The sequence below is a fragment of the Mesorhizobium sp. CA6 genome (genome assembly GCF_020165035.1).
Lineage (GTDB): Bacteria > Pseudomonadota > Alphaproteobacteria > Rhizobiales > Rhizobiaceae > Mesorhizobium.
The window spans coordinates 48,557-66,667 of record NZ_JAIUHI010000010.1 but is presented as its reverse complement, the minus strand read 5'-3'; the positions used below and the strand labels follow the sequence as shown (position 1 = coordinate 66,667).

The 18,111-nt window shown below is 64.3% G+C and carries 15 protein-coding genes; 8 read left to right on the top strand and 7 right to left on the bottom strand.

The annotated features are described in order from the left end of the window. The first annotated feature begins 227 nt into the window (after positions 1-227). The gene (locus LB526_RS16700) at positions 228-1,142 is read left to right on the top strand and encodes a hypothetical protein (RefSeq protein ID WP_224628573.1); all 915 of its coding nucleotides are present in this window, start codon (positions 228-230) and stop codon (positions 1,140-1,142) included. 823 nt (positions 1,143-1,965) lie between these two features. On the opposite strand, the gene LB526_RS16695 is transcribed toward LB526_RS16700, so the two are convergent. Next, positions 1,966-2,475 carry an anthrone oxygenase family protein gene (locus LB526_RS16695; protein ID WP_224628571.1) on the bottom strand — a complete coding sequence of 170 codons (510 nt, stop codon included), beginning with the start codon at positions 2,473-2,475 and terminating at the stop codon, positions 1,966-1,968. 249 nt (positions 2,476-2,724) lie between these two features. Here LB526_RS16695 and LB526_RS16690 point away from each other — a divergent pair, with 249 nt between their 5' ends. Further along, positions 2,725-4,437 (top strand): HAD family hydrolase, encoded by a 1,713-nt coding sequence (locus LB526_RS16690; protein WP_224628570.1) that lies wholly within the window; start codon positions 2,725-2,727, stop codon positions 4,435-4,437. A 31-nt stretch (positions 4,438-4,468) separates the two neighbouring features. Here LB526_RS16690 and smc read toward each other — a convergent pair whose 3' ends face one another. The 3 genes from smc to LB526_RS16675 all read right to left on the bottom strand — a co-directional run bounded on the left by smc (position 4,469) and on the right by LB526_RS16675 (position 9,404). Then, positions 4,469-7,930 (bottom strand): chromosome segregation protein SMC, encoded by a 3,462-nt coding sequence (gene smc, locus LB526_RS16685; protein ID WP_224628569.1) that lies wholly within the window; start codon positions 7,928-7,930, stop codon positions 4,469-4,471. Between the two features lie 63 nt (positions 7,931-7,993). Continuing rightward, positions 7,994-8,740 carry a DsbA family protein gene (locus LB526_RS16680; RefSeq protein ID WP_140847337.1) on the bottom strand — a complete coding sequence of 249 codons (747 nt, stop codon included), beginning with the start codon at positions 8,738-8,740 and terminating at the stop codon, positions 7,994-7,996. A gap of 154 nt (positions 8,741-8,894) precedes the next feature. Beyond that, complete coding sequence (locus LB526_RS16675; RefSeq protein ID WP_224628568.1) at positions 8,895-9,404, bottom strand: DUF721 domain-containing protein; 510 nt, start codon at positions 9,402-9,404, stop codon at positions 8,895-8,897. Positions 9,405-9,436: 32 nt separating this feature from the next. Between LB526_RS16675 and mutY the strand changes: the two genes are divergently transcribed. From mutY to LB526_RS16660, 3 genes are read left to right on the top strand one after another with little or no spacing between them, the layout of a single operon-like run. Further along, positions 9,437-10,591, top strand: a complete 1,155-nt coding sequence (gene mutY, locus LB526_RS16670; protein WP_224628567.1) for an A/G-specific adenine glycosylase — start codon at positions 9,437-9,439, stop codon at positions 10,589-10,591. Between the two features lie 10 nt (positions 10,592-10,601). After that, positions 10,602-11,213, top strand: a complete 612-nt coding sequence (locus LB526_RS16665; RefSeq protein WP_224628566.1) for an HAD family hydrolase — start codon at positions 10,602-10,604, stop codon at positions 11,211-11,213. 12 nt (positions 11,214-11,225) lie between these two features. Beyond that, positions 11,226-11,609, top strand: a complete 384-nt coding sequence (locus LB526_RS16660) for a hypothetical protein (protein WP_224628565.1) — start codon at positions 11,226-11,228, stop codon at positions 11,607-11,609. An 8-nt stretch (positions 11,610-11,617) separates the two neighbouring features. Here LB526_RS16660 and LB526_RS16655 read toward each other — a convergent pair whose 3' ends face one another. Further along, complete coding sequence (locus tag LB526_RS16655; RefSeq protein ID WP_224628564.1) at positions 11,618-12,751, bottom strand: site-specific DNA-methyltransferase; 1,134 nt, start codon at positions 12,749-12,751, stop codon at positions 11,618-11,620. Positions 12,752-12,924: 173 nt separating this feature from the next. Between LB526_RS16655 and LB526_RS16650 the strand changes: the two genes are divergently transcribed. After that, positions 12,925-13,614 (top strand): HAD family hydrolase, encoded by a 690-nt coding sequence (locus LB526_RS16650; protein WP_224526341.1) that lies wholly within the window; start codon positions 12,925-12,927, stop codon positions 13,612-13,614. Positions 13,615-13,631: 17 nt separating this feature from the next. Here the strand turns inward: LB526_RS16650 and LB526_RS16645 are convergent, their stop codons facing one another. Beyond that, the gene (locus tag LB526_RS16645; RefSeq protein WP_224628563.1) at positions 13,632-14,093 is read right to left on the bottom strand and encodes a cupin domain-containing protein; all 462 of its coding nucleotides are present in this window, start codon (positions 14,091-14,093) and stop codon (positions 13,632-13,634) included. Between the two features lie 109 nt (positions 14,094-14,202). On the opposite strand from LB526_RS16645, the gene LB526_RS16640 reads away from it, so the two are divergent. Continuing rightward, a complete protein-coding gene (locus LB526_RS16640; RefSeq protein WP_224628561.1) occupies positions 14,203-15,765 on the top strand; it encodes a winged helix-turn-helix domain-containing tetratricopeptide repeat protein in 1,563 nt (520 codons plus the stop codon). Positions 15,766-15,825: 60 nt separating this feature from the next. Here the strand turns inward: LB526_RS16640 and LB526_RS16635 are convergent, their stop codons facing one another. Further along, positions 15,826-16,581 carry a hypothetical protein gene (locus tag LB526_RS16635; protein ID WP_224628559.1) on the bottom strand — a complete coding sequence of 252 codons (756 nt, stop codon included), beginning with the start codon at positions 16,579-16,581 and terminating at the stop codon, positions 15,826-15,828. Positions 16,582-16,708: 127 nt separating this feature from the next. Here LB526_RS16635 and thrC point away from each other — a divergent pair, with 127 nt between their 5' ends. Further along, positions 16,709-18,106, top strand: coding sequence for a threonine synthase (gene thrC / locus LB526_RS16630; protein WP_224628557.1), 1,398 nt, complete (start codon positions 16,709-16,711; stop codon positions 18,104-18,106). Positions 18,107-18,111: the final 5 nt, after the last annotated feature.

The following is an 18,111-nucleotide window of genomic DNA, read 5'->3' as shown; positions in this document are numbered from 1 at the left end:
GTTCCGAAAAACACCTGATCGTCGCCAATGGCGACCGAAGCCCGATCGGAGACCCCTCGACCGGCAAGGGGGAATGGGGTGACTATCTTGCGGTGCGGCCCGTGCATCCTGGCGGCAAGCTATTTGCGGCCACCGGTTACACGATGAAGGGACCGGGCAACGGATCGAACCGCGATGTCACCCCGCGCTTCGTAATATTCGGACGAGCGCGTAATGGCGCAGGAGGCATGGGCATCTCACCGGTGCCGCCCCTACCCACGCCGCCGCCGGCGCTGCCACCTTCAGGGATCGACGACCTCAAAGCGCCGTTCGGCGACGTCAACACACTCGCTACGGTGCCGACGGCGGTCGCGGTCGCCGTCAAGGCGGCGTGCGCCGCGGAGGGGCAACAGGCCATGCCGGCCGACCAGGACATGGTTGTCGGATTGAAGATGGTCACCAAGCCTGGCGTGGAGCGCTGGTCGATCAAGACCGGCACCGATCGCGACGTGGCACTTGTCGGAAAGAATGTGATCGGCGGCAAGAAGCTCGCCACAGGCATCGTCGAGACGACGATCGAGGAGCTCAACCTAATCGGCCGGCCGGCGGACATGCGTCCGCCGACCATCCTCTTCCCGAGCTACCAGGAACGCCGGCGCGGGCCGGTAGAGTTCACGGTGTGGCGCATCGAATGCGACGTGATTGGGGTCAAGCTGGAGAAGGACGGAGACTATCACCTAGTCCTGCAAGGGGCGAGCAGCAAGATGATGGTTGGCGAAGTGCCGACGCCGCGCCCACCATTCATCGACGAAGCCGCGCCGTGGCTGCAGAACATCAAGGACGTCAGGCAGGCAGTTGACGACAACTTGATCGCGCCGCTGTCGCCGCACGACTTCGTGCAGCTCAACGATACCCTGGTACCCCGCGACGCCGTCAGCGACGATCAATTCCTGCTGCAGCCGATGGCATTAGAGAGGCTGCCAGTCTCGTTCCGCACGCCGCTGGACGAAGCCCTGGAGATGCCAACCTTTGAGGCGAAAGTAAAGCCGACCGCGGCGCGCATTACTGGCGTCGGATTCTTCGACCGCATCCATGGCGCCACCGGCACCTCGCCGCTAAACGGCATCGAGTTGCACCCGATCCTGAAGATCGAGTGGCTATAGGGACGGAGACGTTAGCGCGACGCCAAAGCGACGCGCGGCAGTATCCCCGTAGTACGTTGACGCAGCGCATGGTCGGTCGTCTCAACGGACCAGTGGCCCCGCCCTTGCTGAAATCCGGCGAGTGCCCTCGATCAAGCCTGTCCGATAGAAGGCGCATGCATCCCAACCTCCTTCACCAGTGCCCACAATTCGACGGGCCTCTTCTCGGCGGGCCAAGAATCCAAGGATCGCCGGGAGGAGCCGAGTTCGAGCCTGAACTCCGTTTGATGAGCAAGGTAAAATAAGGACCATGCCCGACCAATTCCCCTCGACTGCTCAGGACATCGCGCGTGGGCCGAATTCCTCAATGGCTTCGTTGCCAACGGCGCCAAACTCGGCATGGTCGGGGGTATCTTAGTCTGTCAGCGCTTTGTCTTGCATATGCTGCTACCGCCGAAGGCACCCCAATGCTGCAATGGTGCGAAACTGCATCGAGCATGTTGCAGCTAGATTGAACTCTGATCATCCGCTTTGCGGAGCGGGACCAGTCTCGGTTTAACGAAATATGCGGCGCAAAGTGCCGTTTATTATTCGGAGATGCGTGGTAGCGCGCTATCCGAACAGCGCACGCGCCATTAGCAGGGGCCTTACAAACCGTCCAAAAAGCGAATCTAATATCCTGCTTTGTCCATAAGCACCCGCAATTCGGGCTGAGGCGCTACCCAGAAAGTTCGAAAAGCTTCCAAGAACCCCAGCCAACCTCCACATCAACGCCAAGCTCGAACGGACGATCGGCCAACGCGTTTGAAGCATCGCGTGGTTTGACCGGAAAGCCGGTCGGACATCAGGCGCCTTGAATGGCGATTGCGGTGGTGAGCAAGATCAGGCTCAGCATCGCCAGTGCCGCGCGGATAACGTGCGATAGTTCCCAGCGGTTGCGCAGCGCCGTCCACTCCTGCGCCGGTGGGAGCGGAGCTCCGTCGCTGCCCTCAGTCGCGAAGAAGCGCTTGGCAGGCGCGTTCAGTTCCACGTCCTGCAGCCAGTGCTTGTTGACCGGCTGGGTCATGAACCAGAAGACAAACTGCATGGCGAGGAGCGCGATCAAGGCGCCGGCGATCAGCCAGACATGGAGCGCACCGCTCGACGTCAGCATCAGCGCAAAAGTCGCGAGGATCCCACCGATCTCCGCGATGCCGCCTCCAATCGTGAAACCCGGGTAGTAGATGCGTTGGACAACGAAATACTCTTGCCTGCCGAGTCGCAACTTGCCCGGCAGCTCCAGCGCGTGGGCGAGCGCCATGGCCATCGCACCGGCCACAAGGACGACGGTCAGGACCTCCAGAAAGACATACATCGGATCGGCCTCTCACTCCAGCTCGAGCGCTTGTGCGGGAGCAACCTCGTCAAGACCGAACGTGATCCTGCCGACCGGGTTCCCATCGGCGTACGCTCCAATTCGGCTGGGCGGCGCGCTGTATGGGCCGTGAGCTGGGCGAAACACCGCGATCGTTTCGACGCCAACCATCGGCCTAAACCTTTTCCGCCGACAGGCGTTGTTCGTTCCAGACGGACCGACAAACACCGTTCGGAGAGGTTTCAACCGATGTATTTCATGGCACTGGCCACCGATTATGATGGCACGCTAGCGCATGATGGCCTTGTCGCGGCCAGCACGATCTTGGCACTGGAGAAGCTGAAGAAGTCCGGGCGCAAGCTGATCCTGGTCACAGGGCGGGAACTGCCCGATCTCAAGGAGGTGTTTCCCGAACTTTCCCTGTTCGACAAGGTGGTCGCCGAAAACGGCGCGCTGGTCTACACGCCGGCCAGCGAGGAAGAGCGCACGATCGCCCCCTCGCCTTCCGCGGATCTTGTCGACAGGCTCAAAAAGCGCGGCGTGAAGCCGCTGTCCGTCGGCCGCTCGATCGTCGCCACCTGGGAGCCGCACCAAGCCACCGTGCTCGACGTCATCAAGCAGCTTGGGCTGGAGCTGGAGATCATCTTCAACAAGGGCGCGGTTATGATCCTGCCTTCCGGCATCAACAAGGCGACCGGGTTGGCGGCAGCGCTCGACGACCTGAAGCTGTCGCCGCACAATGTCGTGGCCGTCGGCGACGCCGAAAACGACCACGCCTTCCTCAGGGCTTCGGGCTGCAGCGTCGCGGTGGCCAATGCGCTGCCCGCCGTCAAGGAAACCGCCGACCTCGTCACCAAGGAAACGCGCGGCAAGGGCGTCGAGGAGCTGATCCGCAGGCTGGTCAAGCACGATCATCTGCTGGCTAAAAAACGCTTGCGCGGCGTGCTGCTCGGGACCTCACGCGGCAAGGACATCTACTTGTCGCCGATGGAAACGGTGCTGATCGCCGGCAGCTCGGGCATAGGCAAATCGACCTTGGCCACGGCGCTCACCGAGCGGCTGGTCGAAAAGGGTCTGCAATTCTGCATTTTCGACCCCGAGGGCGACTATGACGGACTGAAAGGCGCGGTGCCGCTCGGCAACGGCTCGACCGCGCCGAACAAGGAACAGTTGCTGGAATTGATCGAGAAACCGCAGACCAATATCGTGGTCAACGGCCTGGCGCTGAAGGTCGATGAGAGGCCCGATTTCTTCGCTGAATTGCTGCCGGGCCTCGGCAATGTCCGCTATCGCACGGCAAGGCCGCACTGGCTGATCATCGACGAAGCGCATCATTTGATGCCCAAGCGACGCGGGGATACGCGATCCGTGCTTTCGATCGAGCTGCCCGGCACGGTGCTGATTACCGTCCATCCGGAAGCGATCTCGACCGATGCGCTCGGCCTGGTGACGGCGGTGATTGCGCTTGGGCCCAAGGCGAAGGGCGTGATCAAGACCTTCTGCAAGGAGACGGGGCTCCAGGCTCCAAAAAGCATTCCGTTGCCCAAGGGCAACCGGGTGCTGTTCTGGCGGCCGCACGACGGCAAGAAGCCGTTCACGGTAAAGGCAATCGAGCCGGACCAGTCGCTGAAGCGCCACAGCCGCAAATATGCGGAGGGCGAGCTCGACGAGGCGGGCAGCTTCTACTTCACCGGCCCGAGGAAGGCGATGAACCTCAGAGCCCACAATCTCATCATCTTCGCGCAGATGGCGGAAGGCATCGACGACAAGACATGGGAATACCATCTGCGCGCCGGCGACTATTCCAAATGGTTCCGCCAACAGATCAGGGACAAGGACCTCGCCCGAGAAACGGCTGAGGCGGAGAAGAACAAGGCATTGTCGGCCGACGAGAGCCGCAAGCTGGTGATCGACGCCGTGCGGCGGCGCTACACGGCGCCTGCTACGGCTGCGGAGAAGTAGATCGGTTCGCCAGCCTGAACCGGCCGAGCTCTCAGCTCGCCTCGCGCATCGCTTCGGCGGCCTGCAGGTCGACCGAGACTAGCTGGCTGACGCCCTGCTCGGCCATGGTGACGCCGAACAGCCGGTCCATGCGCGCCATGGTGATGGGGTTGTGGGTGATGATGACGAAGCGCGTCTCGGTGGTCTTCGACATCTCGTCCATCAAATTGCAGAAGCGCTCGACATTGTGATCGTCGAGCGGCGCGTCGACCTCGTCGAGCACGCAAATCGGCGCGGGGTTGGTGAGGAACACCGCGAAGATCAGCGACATGGCAGTCAGCGCCTGCTCGCCGCCGGAAAGCAGCGTCATAGTCTGCGGCTTCTTGCCGGGCGGGCGGGCGAGGATTTCCAGCCCCGCCTCCAGCGGATCCTCCGACTCGATCAACTGCAGCTCGGCCGTGCCGCCGCCGAAGAGATGCGAGAAGAGCCGCTGGAAATGGCCGTTGACCACCTCGAAGGCCGACAGCAGCCGCTCGCGGCCCTCGCGGTTGAGGCTCTGGATTGCCTGGCGCAGCTTGCGGATCGCCTCGATGATGTCCTCGCGCTCGGAAACGATGGTTTCCAGCCTGTCGGACAGTTCCTTCTGCTCCTCCTCGGCGCGCAGGTTCACGGCGCCGAGCCGCTCGCGCTCGATCTTCAGCCGGTCGAGCTGGCGTTCGATCTCGGCCATGTCGGGCATCGGGTCGTCGGCTTCGAGGCCGGTATGCTTGATGACCAGATGTGGCGGCGTGTTCAGCGCCTCCTGGATGCGCGCCTCGACCTCGGCGCGGCGTTCATCCGCCGCGGTCAGCCGCTCCTCGGCGCGAACGCGGGTTTCGCGCGATTCGGCGAGCGACTGGATGGCAGCGGTGGCCGCCTTGTCGAGCTCCGCCTGCTTGTTTTCCGCCTCCTGCAGGCGGTCGCCGGCAGCCTTGCGCAGCGCCTCGGCCTCGGAAAGCTGCGTCAGCAGGGCACGGCGCTTGGCGTCGATCTCGTCGGGCGCATCGGCCAGCCGCTCGCGCTCGGCTTCGGCTTCTGCCTTGCGCTCGCCAAGGGCGGCGATCTGCGTCGAGGCATTTTCGGCGCGCTCCACCCAGTTTTTGCGCTCGGCACCGATGGCGTCCAACCGGCGAATGCGCGCCTCGGCCTCGCGCCGCAGCCCTTCATGCACGGCGCGTGCATCGGCAAGCGTCGCGCGGTCGCGCGAGACGTTGGCGGAAGCCTGTTCGAGCTGAAGCTGCAGGTCGCCGAGATCAGGCGCGTCCTTCAGCATCTCCTCGGCTTCGAGGAAGGAGGCCTGCGTCTCCTCGTGGCTGTCAACGATGCGAGCGCGTGCCTCTTCAAGCGCGGCGCGCCGGCTCAACAGCTCGCCGCCGGCCTTCTCGGCCTCGGCCAGCGCGTTGCGGGCGGCATCCAGCGCATGCTGGGCATCGCGGCCGGCCTGGCGCGCATTGCGCTCGGCCTCACTTGCCTGGCGCATTGCCTGCTCGGCACGAGCCAGCGCTTCCTCGGCCTCGCGCACGACGCGCGTCGCCTGCACGGCTTCGGCGTCGAGCTCGGCCAGACGGTTCTTCTGCGCCAGCCGCAGCGCGGCGGCGGTCGGGGCGTCGGCGCTTGCGGTGAGGCCGTCCCAGCGCCAGAGCGCGCCGTCGCGGCTGACCAGCCGCTGGCCGGGCGCCAACAATGCTTGAAGACGGCGGCCGTCGGCGGCATCGACGATGCCGACCTGCGCCAGGCGGCGCGCAAGCTGCGCCGGCGCGCGCACGACGCTGGCCAAGCTCTTCACGCCTTCGGGCAATGACGCATCGCCGGGCTGCACCGCGCTTTCGCCCCAATGCACCGGGGCGCTGCGGTCGAGCGGGACGTCGAGGTCCTCGCCCAAGGCCGCGCCCAGCGCCGTCTCATAGCCGCGCTCGACGCTGATCTGCTCTAGCACCGAAGGGAAAAGATCGCCGCCGCTGGTGGCGTTGAGGATCTTTGCCAGCGTGCGCGCCTCGGTCTCGATGCGCGCCAGTTCCGCCCTTGCATCCTGCAGCGGCGGGCGGGCGGCGTTTTCGGCGGCGCGCGCCTCGGCGACGGCCTGCTCGGCGGAAATGGCGCCGGCCTCGCTCTCTTCCAGCCGAGCCAGCGCGTCCTCGACCAGCAGCCGCTTTTCGGCCGGATCGGGCAGGCCGGAAATCCGCGCGACGATATCGGAAAGCTCGCGATCGACGTCGGCGAGCTGGCGCGCGAAGCGGTCGCGGCGCTCGGCGGTCTCGCGCAAGCTACGCTCGATCTGGTGGCGCGAGGCAGCCGCCTCGGCGCGCTCGGCGGTCAGCGCGGCAAGTTTTGCCTCGCTTTGCGAGAGCGTCGCGCCGGCCTGCTCGAAGGCGGCGCGCGTGGTCGCCTCGCGCTCGGCAGCACCGGCGTTTTCCGAATTGAGCTCGGCTTCCTCGGTGCGCAGGCGCTCGAGGATGTCGGCATTGTCGCGCACCATCCGCTCCTCGCGGGCGATGTCGGCGTCGAGCTGCTGCAGCCGGCGTTCGAGCTCGGTCTGGCGCGCACGGATGCGGCCGGCCTCTTCCTCGATCTGGGTCTTGGCGATCGACAGGCGCTGGAAGGCGGCGGCTGCGGCGGCTTCGGCGTCGCGCAGATCGGGCAGCCGGTGCGCGGCGATGCCCTGCTCCCTGGCCGCCGCCATCTGGGCGGCGGCGCGGTCGCCGACCAGCGTGGTGGCGACGGCAAGCGCTGAACGCGCCTCGCCTTCCTGCGCCTTGGCCAGCGTCCAGCGCAGATGCAAGAGCGTTGCCTCGGCCTTGCGGATATCGGCCGAGAGATTCTTGAAGCGCGAGGCCTGGCGCGCCTGGCGCTTCAGGCTTTCGATCTGGCCTTCCAGCTCGCCGACGACGTCGTCCAGCCGCTCGAGATTCTGCTCGGCACCCTTCAGTCTGAGCTCGGCTTCGTGACGGCGCGTGTGCAGGCCGGAAATGCCGGCCGCCTCTTCGAGCAGCGCGCGACGGGCCTGGGGCTTGGCCTGGATCAGCTCGCCGATGCGGCCCTGCCCGACCATCGAGGGCGAGCGCGCGCCGGTCGACTGGTCGGCGAACAGAAGCTGCACGTCCTTGGCGCGCGCTTCCTTGCCGTTGATGCGGTAGAGCGAGCCCGCCTCGCGCTCGATGCGGCGCGACACCTGCAATTCATCGGCATCGTTGAAGGCGGCGGGTGCCGTGCGGTCGGTGTTGTCGAGGAAAAGCGTGACTTCGGCGGTGTTGCGCGCCGGCCGGGCACCGGAGCCCGAGAAGATCACGTCGTCCATGCCGGACGCACGCATGTTCTTATAGGAGCTTTCGCCCATCACCCAGCGGAGCGCTTCGACGAGGTTCGACTTGCCGCAGCCGTTCGGCCCGACAATGCCGGTCAGCCCGCGTTCGATGACGAACTCGCCGGGCTCGACGAAGGACTTGAAACCAAGGAGGCGAAGGCGCGAAAACTTCATTCGCGCCGCCCAACACTACAGGGGTGCGCGCCGAAGCCGGACCGCTTCGGCGCGGCCTGGATGTCAGAGCAGAGGGTCGATGATGGCCGACATTTCCTCAATCGACATCGCCCCTTTGTAGGTCTTTCCATTGATGAAGAAGGTCGGCGTCGAGTCGACCTTGAACTCGTCCGCTCCGCGTTTCTGGACTGCTCTCACATCGTCCAGAAGCTTCTGGTCCGTCAAGCAGGACTCAAAGGACTCCTGTGTAAAACCGGCGAGCTTCGAGATCTGCAGCAGCGCTTCCTTGGTGTTGCTGACGCCAACCCAGCTCGGCTGCTGCTTGAACAGCACGTCGACCATGGCGAAGTAATTGTCCTTCGAGCAGCGCGCCAGCATGAAGCCGGCCTCCGCGCTCGGGTCGAATGGGAATTCGCGCAGGATGTAACGGACCTTGCCAGTGTCGATGTATTTCGATTTCAACTGAGGGAAGGTGGTGTCGTTGAAATGCGCGCAATGCGGGCAGGTCATCGATGCGTATTCGACGATTGTGACCTTGGCGTCGTCCTTGCCGAGCTGCTTGTCGGGCAGCGCGCCGGGCTTGAGCAGCTCCGCCATATCGACGGTGCCCTGCGCCTCGGGCACCTGGGCCGCCGCCGGCGTCGCGGCCGGCTTGGCAGGCGTCGACGGGTTGGCCGGCTTCACATCGGCGGCCTTGGCCTCCTCGCCGGAGTCGCTGCATGCTGCAAGCAGCGCCACCGCAGGAACAGCAGCCAGCGTGGTCAGAAGGTTTCTGCGAGACAGACTTTTGCCAAACGGGGCACGGTTCATGCGAATCACCTGATATCGGTTGGATTTTGCAATGCAAGGGCTAGAAAAGGCGAGAGTTGGCGCGAATTAAGGCATCGCGATCCCCAATCCAATCGGGAAACTTGATCACAAGCATCACGAATGCGCGAGATCGGTAACGCATTCATGACGCTTCTTACGACCCTTTGGGCTTCCTTTCACCCATAATTGTAGCGCCGAGCCGCTCCAGCGAACCGCGCAGGCCGTCGTCCTCGATCTTGCCGACCATGCGCGAAAGCTTCGATTTCTCGGCCTCGCTCAAAGGCCGGGGCGCCAGCTTTGGGCGCGCCTTTTGCGAAAGCACCGGTTTTTGCAGAATCTTGATGCGGCCGACCGCATTGAAACCCAGGAAGGCGTTGACGCGATTGATCACCTCGCCGGCCTCGTGCTGCAGATGCAGCGCCGCCATCCCCTCGCAGGCGATGATCAATGTCGCCGGCTCGAACGGGTCGTCCTCATGCAGCCGGCGCGGCCACTGGATCTTTTCCGGCCGCGAGTAGGCAGCAAGGCGCGGTCCGGCGATCTCTTCCCAGGACTGTACCAACCCTATCGAGATGCCGGCGCGCTTCTTCAGCACCGGATCGAGGATCTCGGTCGCGAGATCGCTCACCGGAACGGGATTGCCGAAGGGCCTTTTCCCTGCCATGTGCGTTCTCCAGTTCACCGCTCATTCGATCAATGGCACCGCTCGATCAGACCCGCAAGGCATCACAGCAGGCCCCATCCGGCGATACGGGATCCGGAGATGCCAGTAAAGCTGGATCCCGGGATATCGGGGCCCGCCTGCTTGCCTGGTATGATGCGCATCATCGTGACCTGCCCTGGCGTGTGACGCCAAGCGCGTTTGCGCGAGGCGCAAGGCCCGACCCCTATCGCGTCTGGTTGTCCGAGGTGATGCTGCAACAGACCACGGTCGAGGCGGTAAAAGCCTATTTCCGCAATTTCGTCGAGAAATGGCCGACGGTCGAGGCGCTGGCGGCGGCACCCGCCGAGGACGTGATGAAGGCCTGGGCCGGGCTCGGCTATTACTCAAGGGCGCGCAACCTGAAGGCCTGCGCCGACCTCGTGGCGCTGCGAGGCGGCCGTTTTCCCGACACCGAGGCGGGCCTACGCGAATTGCCCGGCATTGGTGCCTACACCGCGGCGGCGATCGCGGCGATCGCCTTCGACCGGCCGGCGGCAGTCGTCGACGGCAATGTCGAACGGGTCGTGGCCCGGCTCTATTCGATCGAGACGCCGCTCAGCGAAGCCAAACCGCAAATCCGCGCCCTGGTGGAAAAGCTGGTCCCGCAAACGCGGCCCGGCGATTTCGCCCAGGCGATGATGGATCTCGGCGCGACGATCTGCACGCCGAAGCGGCCGCGCTGTATGCTGTGCCCGGTGCGCGAGGATTGCAGCGCCATTCTCAGCGGCGATCCGGAACGCTTTCCGGTCCGCCTGCCGAAAGACGACAAGCCGCTGCGCAAGGGTGCCGCCTTCGTCGCCGAGCGCGACGACGGCGCCATCCTCTTGCGCAAGCGGCCCGACAAAGGCCTGCTCGGCGGCATGACGGAGGTGCCGACCACCGCCTGGACCGCCAGGGTGGATGGCGCGACGACGGCGGATGCCGCGCCTTTTCCCGCCGATTGGCGGCGTGCCGGGCAGATCGGCCACGTCTTCACACATTTCGCGCTCGAGCTCGACATCTTTCATGCCCACGTCAAGCGCGATGCGCCCGACGGGTATTTCTGGTCGCTGGCCCATGAAATTTCCGGGGAAGCGCTGCCCACCGTCATGAAAAAGGTAATCGAGACGGCCATACCGGGCGCGACCAAAAAGCAGCACCCGCATTGAAAGGACCGCAATGACCGAAATCCGCCATATCGTCTTCGACATCGGCAAGGTGCTTATCCATTACGATCCGGACATTCCGTTCAGCCGCCTGATCCCCGACGCCGAGGAGCGGCGGTGGTTCTTCGACAATGTCTGCACGAGCGCCTGGAACATCGAGCAGGATCGCGGGCGGACATGGGAAGAGGCCGAGGCGGCGCTGATCGCCGAGCATCCCGCCCATGCCGAGAACATCCGCAACTTCCGCCGCCACTGGCATGACATGGTGCCGCATGCCTATGACGACAGCGTCGCGCTGCTCGAGGGCCTGATCGATGACGGCCGCGACGTGACCCTGCTCACCAACTGGGCGTCGGACACATTCCGCGAGGCTCGCGCCCGTTTTCCGTTCCTTGAAAAGCCGCGCGGCATCACGGTCTCCGGCGACATCGGCCTGATCAAGCCGGACCGCGCCATCTACGACCATCACGTGGCTTCGTTCGGGCTCGATCCGGCGGCTTCGCTATTCATCGACGACAGCCAGAAGAATGTCGACGGCGCCAAGGCCGCCGGCTGGCAGGCGGTGCTGTTCACCGACGCCGAGACGCTTAAAGCAGACCTTGAACACTTTGGCGTAGCGGCCTGACGCCAAATCGGAATGGGAAAACTCGTCCTAACCTTCGATCCGGACTGGCCGATCCTCGACATCGATATCGAGCAGGACCATTTTCAAGGCCATGGTTGCGCGAATTTTCCCACGAGCGGCGTAAGCGAATTTCTTGCTACGCTGCAGACCTATCCGCTTCAGCGTTCTGAGCTGGCTCTGAGGTCGCCTGGTCTCATAAACATCTCAGTCTTTCCTGCCGATGGGGTCGGCCACCTGTTCGTGCAAGTTGAGGTCGCCGAAGCCGTCGAGGCCCGCAACTTTACACGTGTCCGGCTGAAGATCGACTACGCACGTCTGTCCCGCTTCGCCAACCAGCTTTCGCTGATGACGAAAGGGGATGTAACTGAAATCCTCCTTGAGGAAGATAAAGCCTGAGGCCGCTCTCAGCCTCCTGCCCGCTCCATGCCGAGCCTAGCAATGCGGCGCAGCTCGTCGATCGGGGTCAAGCCGCCGCTGCGCTCATAGTGCCAGAAAGTCCAGCCGTTGCAGGCATCCAGCCCCTGCACCTCGGCGCCGATCTTGTGGATCGAGCCGGCGCTGTCGCCGATGGCCAGCGTGCCGTCGGCGCGCACTTTCGCCGCCCAGCGCTTCTTGGCGTCATAGAGCGTGGCGCCCGGGGCCACCAGGCCGTTGTCGAGCAGGCTGATGAAGGCGACGCGCGGTTCGGCGCGCTTGCCGGAAAGCACGGTGAGATCGGCGTTTTCCAGCGGGCGTACGGCGGCGATGCGCTCATTGGCGGCATCGATATAGGCTTGCTCGCGCTCGATGCCGACAAAGTGGCGACCAAGGCGCTTGGCGACGGCGCCGGTGGTGCCGGAACCGAAGAAGGGATCGAGCACGACGTCGCCCGGTTTGGTCGAGGCCATCATGATGCGGGCAAGCAAGGCTTCCGGCTTCTGCGTGGGATGCAGCTTGTTGCCATTCTCGTCCTTGAGCCGCTCGCCGCCGGTGCAGATCGGGAACAGCCAGTCGGAGCGCATCTGCAGGTCGTCGTTCGAGGCCTTCAGCGCTTCGTAGTTGAAGGTGTAGCCCTTGGCCTTCTGGTCTCGGGAGGCCCAGATCATCGTCTCATGCGCGTTCTGGAAGCGGCGGCCGCGGAAATTCGGCATCGGGTTGGTCTTGCGCCAGACGATGTCGTTCAGGATCCAGAAGCCGAGATCCTGCATGCGGGCGCCGACGCGGAAGATGTTGTGATAGGAGCCGATGACCCAGATGGTGCCGCTGGGCTTCAGCACGCGGCGCGCCGCGAGCAGCCAGGCACGTGTGAAGGCGTCATAGGCCTCGAAACTCTCGAACTGGTCCCAGTCATCGTCGACGGCGTCGACCTTGGACTGGTCGGGCCGGTGCAGGTCGCCGTCGAGCTGCAGATTATAGGGCGGGTCGGCGAAGATGATGTCGATCGACTTTTCCGGCAGGCGGTCAAGCGCGGCGACGCAATCGCCTTTCAGGATGGTATCCAGCCATTCGGACCGCTGGGGAGCGCGGGAAAGCTCGTCGAGAAGACGCATGGCAGACATCAAAACACCCAAAGCACGCGTTACGGTTTACTGACCGTTATGGTTACCGATCAGCGTAAACATTCAGTGAAGGCTGCAGACGCTTGCGCGGTTTGCGAAGAGCGGCCCGTTGGTGTATGCCGCACCGCTTGGGCCAGCCATGCCACGCGCCCCTTCTCAACTTCCGGATTGCCATGCCCCAGCCAGACCTTGTCATCTTCGATTGCGACGGCGTGCTCGTCGATTCCGAAATCATTGCCGCGCGCGTCGATGCCGAGCTTCTGACGTCGGCCGGATTCGAGATTTCGGCCGAGGAGCTTGCCGAGACCTATGCCGGCCTGACCTTCAAGGACATCATGCTGCGGGTCGAGGAGAAGTCGCGGATCCCATTCCAGGCCTCGCTGATCGACCGCGAGGAAGAACTCGTCGACCGCAAGCTGCGCGCAGACGTGCGCATCATCGACGGCGCCCGCGAGGCGGTGGCGGCCGTAACCGCGCCACGCGCCGTCTGCTCCAATTCACGCACCGAGCGGGTCGAATTCATGCTGGAGAAGGTGCGGCTGCTACCGTTCTTCGCCGGCCGCATCTTTTCGGGTCTCGATATTCCCAGCAAGAAGACCAAGCCGGCGCCGGACGTGTTTCTCTACGCCGCCGAAAAGCTCGGCGCCAACCCGAAAAACACTTTCGTGATCGAGGATTCCGTGCACGGCATCGCCGGCGCCAGGGCCGCCGGCATGCGCGTCATCGGCTTCACCGGCGCCGGGCACAGCTATCCGGGCCATGCCGATGCGCTGACCGAGGCCGGCGCCGAAACGGTCATCCGGCGCTGGGCGGAGCTCAACAGCACGATCGCGGCGCTGTCGGAGTGGTCGGAAGACGCCTAGAAACCCAAGGGATCCGGCTAGGAGCGCGTCGTCAGCGTCGACAGCTGGTCGGTGTCGTAGCGGTTTCGCAGGTCGGCGAGCGCTTTCGGATCCGGCGCGCCATGCGCCGTGAGTTCGGCAAGCTCTTCGAAGTAATGTTCGTGACCGGGCGGAGAGACGGTCATCAGCACGCGCGCCGGCTTCTCGCTGACATTCGTGATGTTGTGCGGCATTCCCGGCGGGATGAACAGAAAGGTGCCGGGCGTTGCCCGGACCGTCCTGTCGCCGACATGCCATTCACACTCGCCCTCGAGCAGATAAAAGGTCTCTTCCTGCACCCGGTGAACATGCCGCCCGGTGGCGAATTCCGGCGGGATCGTCCAGTCGAACATGCTCGTATGCCTGGTATTTTCATCGGTAACGAGGAAAGCCATTGGATGGCCACGCAACATGACGCCCTTCTTCTCGTCGGGCATGCGGATGACGGCATCGGCGCTCATTTGATCCTCCTCTGACAGGGCGCTTGATTGCGGCAAGCGTTCGCGCAACATCGGCTGCTCACACCGGAAAGTCGTGAATCCGTTGCCAAAAATTTGCTAAAAGACTCGAATGACAGCCAGGGGCGACGCCTACCAGTTCGGCCCGTTCCGCCTCGATCCTGAGGTGGGCATTCTCTTTTACGGGGCCGAGCCGACCATGCTTGGGCGGCGCGCCGTGGCGCTGCTGCGGCTGCTGATCCAGAATGCGGGCCAACCCGTGTCCAAGGACGCGCTGATCGACGCCGGCTGGGGCGGATCGGCGGTTGCCGATAACAATCTGACGGTTCAGATTGCAGCCTTGCGCCGGACTCTGGCCGACGCGGCGAATGTCGCGAGTTGGATCGAGACGCTGCCGCGCCGCGGCTATCGCTATGTCGGACCGGCCGTCGCCAGCAATGTTCCCGACACCTCGGCCGCCACCCGCGCCGCGTCGGCACCGAGCTTGCCTGAGAAGCCCTCGATCGCGGTCCTGCCGTTCTCGAATTTGAGCGGCGACCCGCAGCAGGAGTATTTTGCCGATGGGATGGTGGACGACATCATCACAGGTCTGGCGCGCATCAAATGGCTGTTCGTCATCGCGCGAAACTCGACCTTCAGCTACAAGGGTCGCGCCATCGACGTGAAGCAGGTCGGCCGCGAGCTTGGCGTTCGCTATGTCCTCGAAGGCAGCGTGCGCAGGGCCGGCGGCAGCGTGCGTGTTACCGCGCAGATGATCGATGCATCGACCGGCGCTCATGTCTGGGCCGAGCGCTACGATCGCAGCTCCGAAGACATCTTTGCGCTCCAAGACGAGATCGCACTGGCAGCAGTAGGAGCGATTGCGCCAAGCGTGCGGAAAGCCGAAATCGAACGAGTCAAGCGCAAGCGCCCCGACAGTCTCGATGCATATGACCTCGTGCTGCAGGCGCAGCCTGACGTGGATTCAGGCATGCCGGATCAGGTGACCAGGGCGCTGGTGCTTCTCGAGCGTGCGCTCGCGCTCGAACCGGCCTATGCGCTGGCGCATGGCAATGCCGCGATGTGCCATCATTGCCTGTTCCTTCGCGCCGGCCTGCAGGAGATCAACCGTGCGTCTTCGATCCGCCACGCGCGTTCGGCCATCGTCCACGGGCAGGATGATGCGCTCGCCCTCACATGGGCGGGCTTTTCCATCGGAATGGATGCGCATGATCGCGCCGGCGCATTCGCGGCATTGGAAGCTGCGCTTGCCATCAGCCCGTCCTCGGCGCTGACCTACATCCTCGGCAGCGTCATGCTCGGATGGAGCGGTGAAGCAGAGCGCGCAATAGAGTGGAGCGAGCAGGGCATGCGGCTGAGCCCGTTCGATTCATGGGCCTGGGCCGCATTTGACGCGCAGGCGATGAGCCATTTGCTGCGCGGCCGTTACGAAGAGGCTTGCCGTGCTGCCTATAAGTCCGTCCAAGCCAATCCGGCGCACAGCATCACCTATGTGCAATTGGCCGCCGCGCTGGCCAAGCTTGGCCGATTGGACGAAGCGAGGGCGGCCGCCGCCCGCGTGATCGAGCTTCAGCCTGGCTTTCACTACAGCCGCCAGTTTGCAGGCGTGAATTGCGCGCCCGCGCTCGCGCAGGCTCTTGGCAGCGCATTACGGGCAGCCGGATTACCTGAATAGACGACGAACACGTCTGTTTCGTTTGGCCAGCGAGACGCCGTCGTTGTTTCCTGCCCTTGCTCAGTTGGTCGCCGGAGCGCGCTTTTTCCTCTTGCCTTTCGGCTTGTCCGCCGAGGCGACCGGCGTGTTCTCGTCATAGCCGGCATAGGCCTGGTAGTCGCGCGCGGTCGGCTCCGGCACCACGACATTGCTGTCGACGAAGACGAATTGGGTAGCGGCCGATGGGTCGGTAACCTGCACCTGGTACGGATGCAGCTGCGAATAAAGCACCTCGTCGCCATGCTGAACCGCGATGCGGATCGGCATGGTGACGGTGCCGGGCGCGAACATCGGCCCCGGCACGATCTTGCCGGCGACGGCTATCTTCATCGACATCTGGCCGTTGGCATGGGTGCAATCGCGCGTCACGTCGGTGATCGACGCCTGGTAGATGATCTTCGACGGATCGTGGGCGGGATCGATCGGCTGGCCGTTGGGTCCGGTCTGTGCGGCCGCGGCGGCTGCCTCGGCCTCGGCGTCGGCCGCGGCGTCGGCCGCGGCGTCAACCTTCTTTTTCTTGGGCTTCGCCGTCGTGCCTTTGGCATAGGTGTTGAAATAGGCAGTGCCGTCGCGCAGCGTCACCTTCGGACAATAGGCTCGCAGCTGGCTGGCGAGGATCTTGGGATCCTGCGGCGGCGGCGGCGCGACGGGATCCTTCTTGGTTAGACCAAAGTTAAGAATACCATTGTCGCTCGATTGGCAGCCGGCGGCGGCAAGCATAAAGCCGGTGAGCGCCAGACCCGCGACAAAACGACGGTTGACCGAATAAAACGCCATGAAACTGCACTTCCCTCTCACAAAGCCGGTGACGTATAGCAACCGCGCGGCAAAAATGCGACTGAGCGGGCTCGGAAAATTAACCAATTGCCGTGGATGACGCGACCGGCAGCAACAGGCCTTGACGATGCAATATGTGAGTACCCGCGGGGATGCGCCCGCGCTTGGATTTTCCGACGCTGTGCTGGCCGGCCTGGCGCGCGACGGCGGGCTCTACGTGCCGCGCGAGTGGCCACAGTTTTCGGCCGCCGACATCCGCGCTATGCGCGGCCTTGCCTATCCGGACCTTGCCATTCGCGTGCTGACGCCGTTCCTCGGCGGCGAGATCGCGGCGCCCGTCTTCGAGCGGCTGGTGCGCGAGGCCTATGCGACTTTCCGGCATGAGGCCGTCTGCCCGCTGGTGCAGACCGGGAAAAACACCTTCATCCTCGAGCTGTTCCACGGCCCGACGCTGGCCTTCAAGGACGTGGCGATGCAGTTGCTGGCGCGACTGATGGATCATGTGCTTTCGGAACGGGGCAAACGCGCCACCATCGTCGGCGCGACCTCGGGCGACACCGGGGGTGCCGCGATCGATGCGTTCGCCGGCCGCGACCGCACCGACATCTTCATCCTGTTCCCGCACGGCAAGGTATCGCCGGTGCAGCAGCGCCAGATGACGACGTCGAGCGCGGCAAACGTCCATGCGTTGGCGGTCGAAGGCAATTTCGACGACTGCCAGGGCCTGGTGAAGGACATGTTCAACGACCACGCCTTTCGCGACAGGGTGTCGCTGTCGGGTGTGAATTCGATCAACTGGGCCCGCATCATGGCCCAGATCGTCTATTACTTCTCGTCGGCCCTGTCGCTCGGCGCGCCCGACAGGCCGGTCTCCTTCACCGTGCCGACGGGCAATTTCGGCGATATTTTCGCAGGCTACGCCGCCAAGCGCATGGGCCTGCCGATCGAGCGGCTGATTATCGCCACCAACGACAACGACATCCTGGCGCGGACGCTGGCGAGCGGCGAATACCGCACCAAGGGCGTGTTCGCCACGACCTCGCCGTCGATGGACATCCAGGTGTCGTCTAATTTCGAGCGGCTGCTGTTCGAGGCCGCAGGCCGCAATGCCGAGACGGTGCGGCGCTATATGAACGGCCTGAAGCAGTCGGGCGCCTTCACCATCGAGGAGGGCGAGCTCAAGCGCATCCGCGCCGAATTCGACGCCGGCCGCGCTAGCGTCGACGAGGTCGCCGCCACCATCCGCGCGACGCTCGAGGCGAGCAACTACCTGCTCGATCCGCATACGGCCGCAGCCGTCCGTGTCGCCGCCACCCAGGACTCCGGCGCGGTGCCCATGGTGGTGCTCGGCACCGCGCATCCGGCGAAATTCCCGGCGGCGGTCGAGGCCGCAAGCGGCATCACCCCTGCCCTGCCCGCATGGCTAGGCGGCTTGATGACAGCCGACGAAAAATACACGATACTTCCATCCGACTTGAAAATGGTGGAAGATTACGTGGACCGCCACTCGCGGGCGGCGCGTTAGGGAGT

What these genes read in the sequence shown, in the direction of transcription:
- LB526_RS16665 (WP_224628566.1), top strand. Translation starts at nt 10,602, where the DNA reads ATGACCGAAATCCGCCATATCGTCTTCGACATCGGCAAGGTGCTTATC.
- smc (WP_224628569.1), bottom strand. Translation starts at nt 7,930, where the DNA reads ATGAAGTTTTCGCGCCTTCGCCTCCTTGGTTTCAAGTCCTTCGTCGAG.
- LB526_RS16645 (WP_224628563.1), bottom strand. Translation starts at nt 14,093, where the DNA reads ATGAGCGCCGATGCCGTCATCCGCATGCCCGACGAGAAGAAGGGCGTC.
- LB526_RS16695 (WP_224628571.1), bottom strand. Translation starts at nt 2,475, where the DNA reads ATGTATGTCTTTCTGGAGGTCCTGACCGTCGTCCTTGTGGCCGGTGCG.
- LB526_RS16690 (WP_224628570.1), top strand. Translation starts at nt 2,725, where the DNA reads ATGTATTTCATGGCACTGGCCACCGATTATGATGGCACGCTAGCGCAT.
- LB526_RS16650 (WP_224526341.1), top strand. Translation starts at nt 12,925, where the DNA reads ATGCCCCAGCCAGACCTTGTCATCTTCGATTGCGACGGCGTGCTCGTC.
- LB526_RS16680 (WP_140847337.1), bottom strand. Translation starts at nt 8,740, where the DNA reads ATGAACCGTGCCCCGTTTGGCAAAAGTCTGTCTCGCAGAAACCTTCTG.
- LB526_RS16640 (WP_224628561.1), top strand. Translation starts at nt 14,203, where the DNA reads ATGACAGCCAGGGGCGACGCCTACCAGTTCGGCCCGTTCCGCCTCGAT.
- thrC (WP_224628557.1), top strand. Translation starts at nt 16,709, where the DNA reads ATGCAATATGTGAGTACCCGCGGGGATGCGCCCGCGCTTGGATTTTCC.
- LB526_RS16675 (WP_224628568.1), bottom strand. Translation starts at nt 9,404, where the DNA reads ATGGCAGGGAAAAGGCCCTTCGGCAATCCCGTTCCGGTGAGCGATCTC.
- LB526_RS16660 (WP_224628565.1), top strand. Translation starts at nt 11,226, where the DNA reads ATGGGAAAACTCGTCCTAACCTTCGATCCGGACTGGCCGATCCTCGAC.
- LB526_RS16700 (WP_224628573.1), top strand. Translation starts at nt 228, where the DNA reads ATGGGCATCTCACCGGTGCCGCCCCTACCCACGCCGCCGCCGGCGCTG.
- LB526_RS16655 (WP_224628564.1), bottom strand. Translation starts at nt 12,751, where the DNA reads ATGTCTGCCATGCGTCTTCTCGACGAGCTTTCCCGCGCTCCCCAGCGG.
- LB526_RS16635 (WP_224628559.1), bottom strand. Translation starts at nt 16,581, where the DNA reads ATGGCGTTTTATTCGGTCAACCGTCGTTTTGTCGCGGGTCTGGCGCTC.
- mutY (WP_224628567.1), top strand. Translation starts at nt 9,437, where the DNA reads ATGGCACCGCTCGATCAGACCCGCAAGGCATCACAGCAGGCCCCATCC.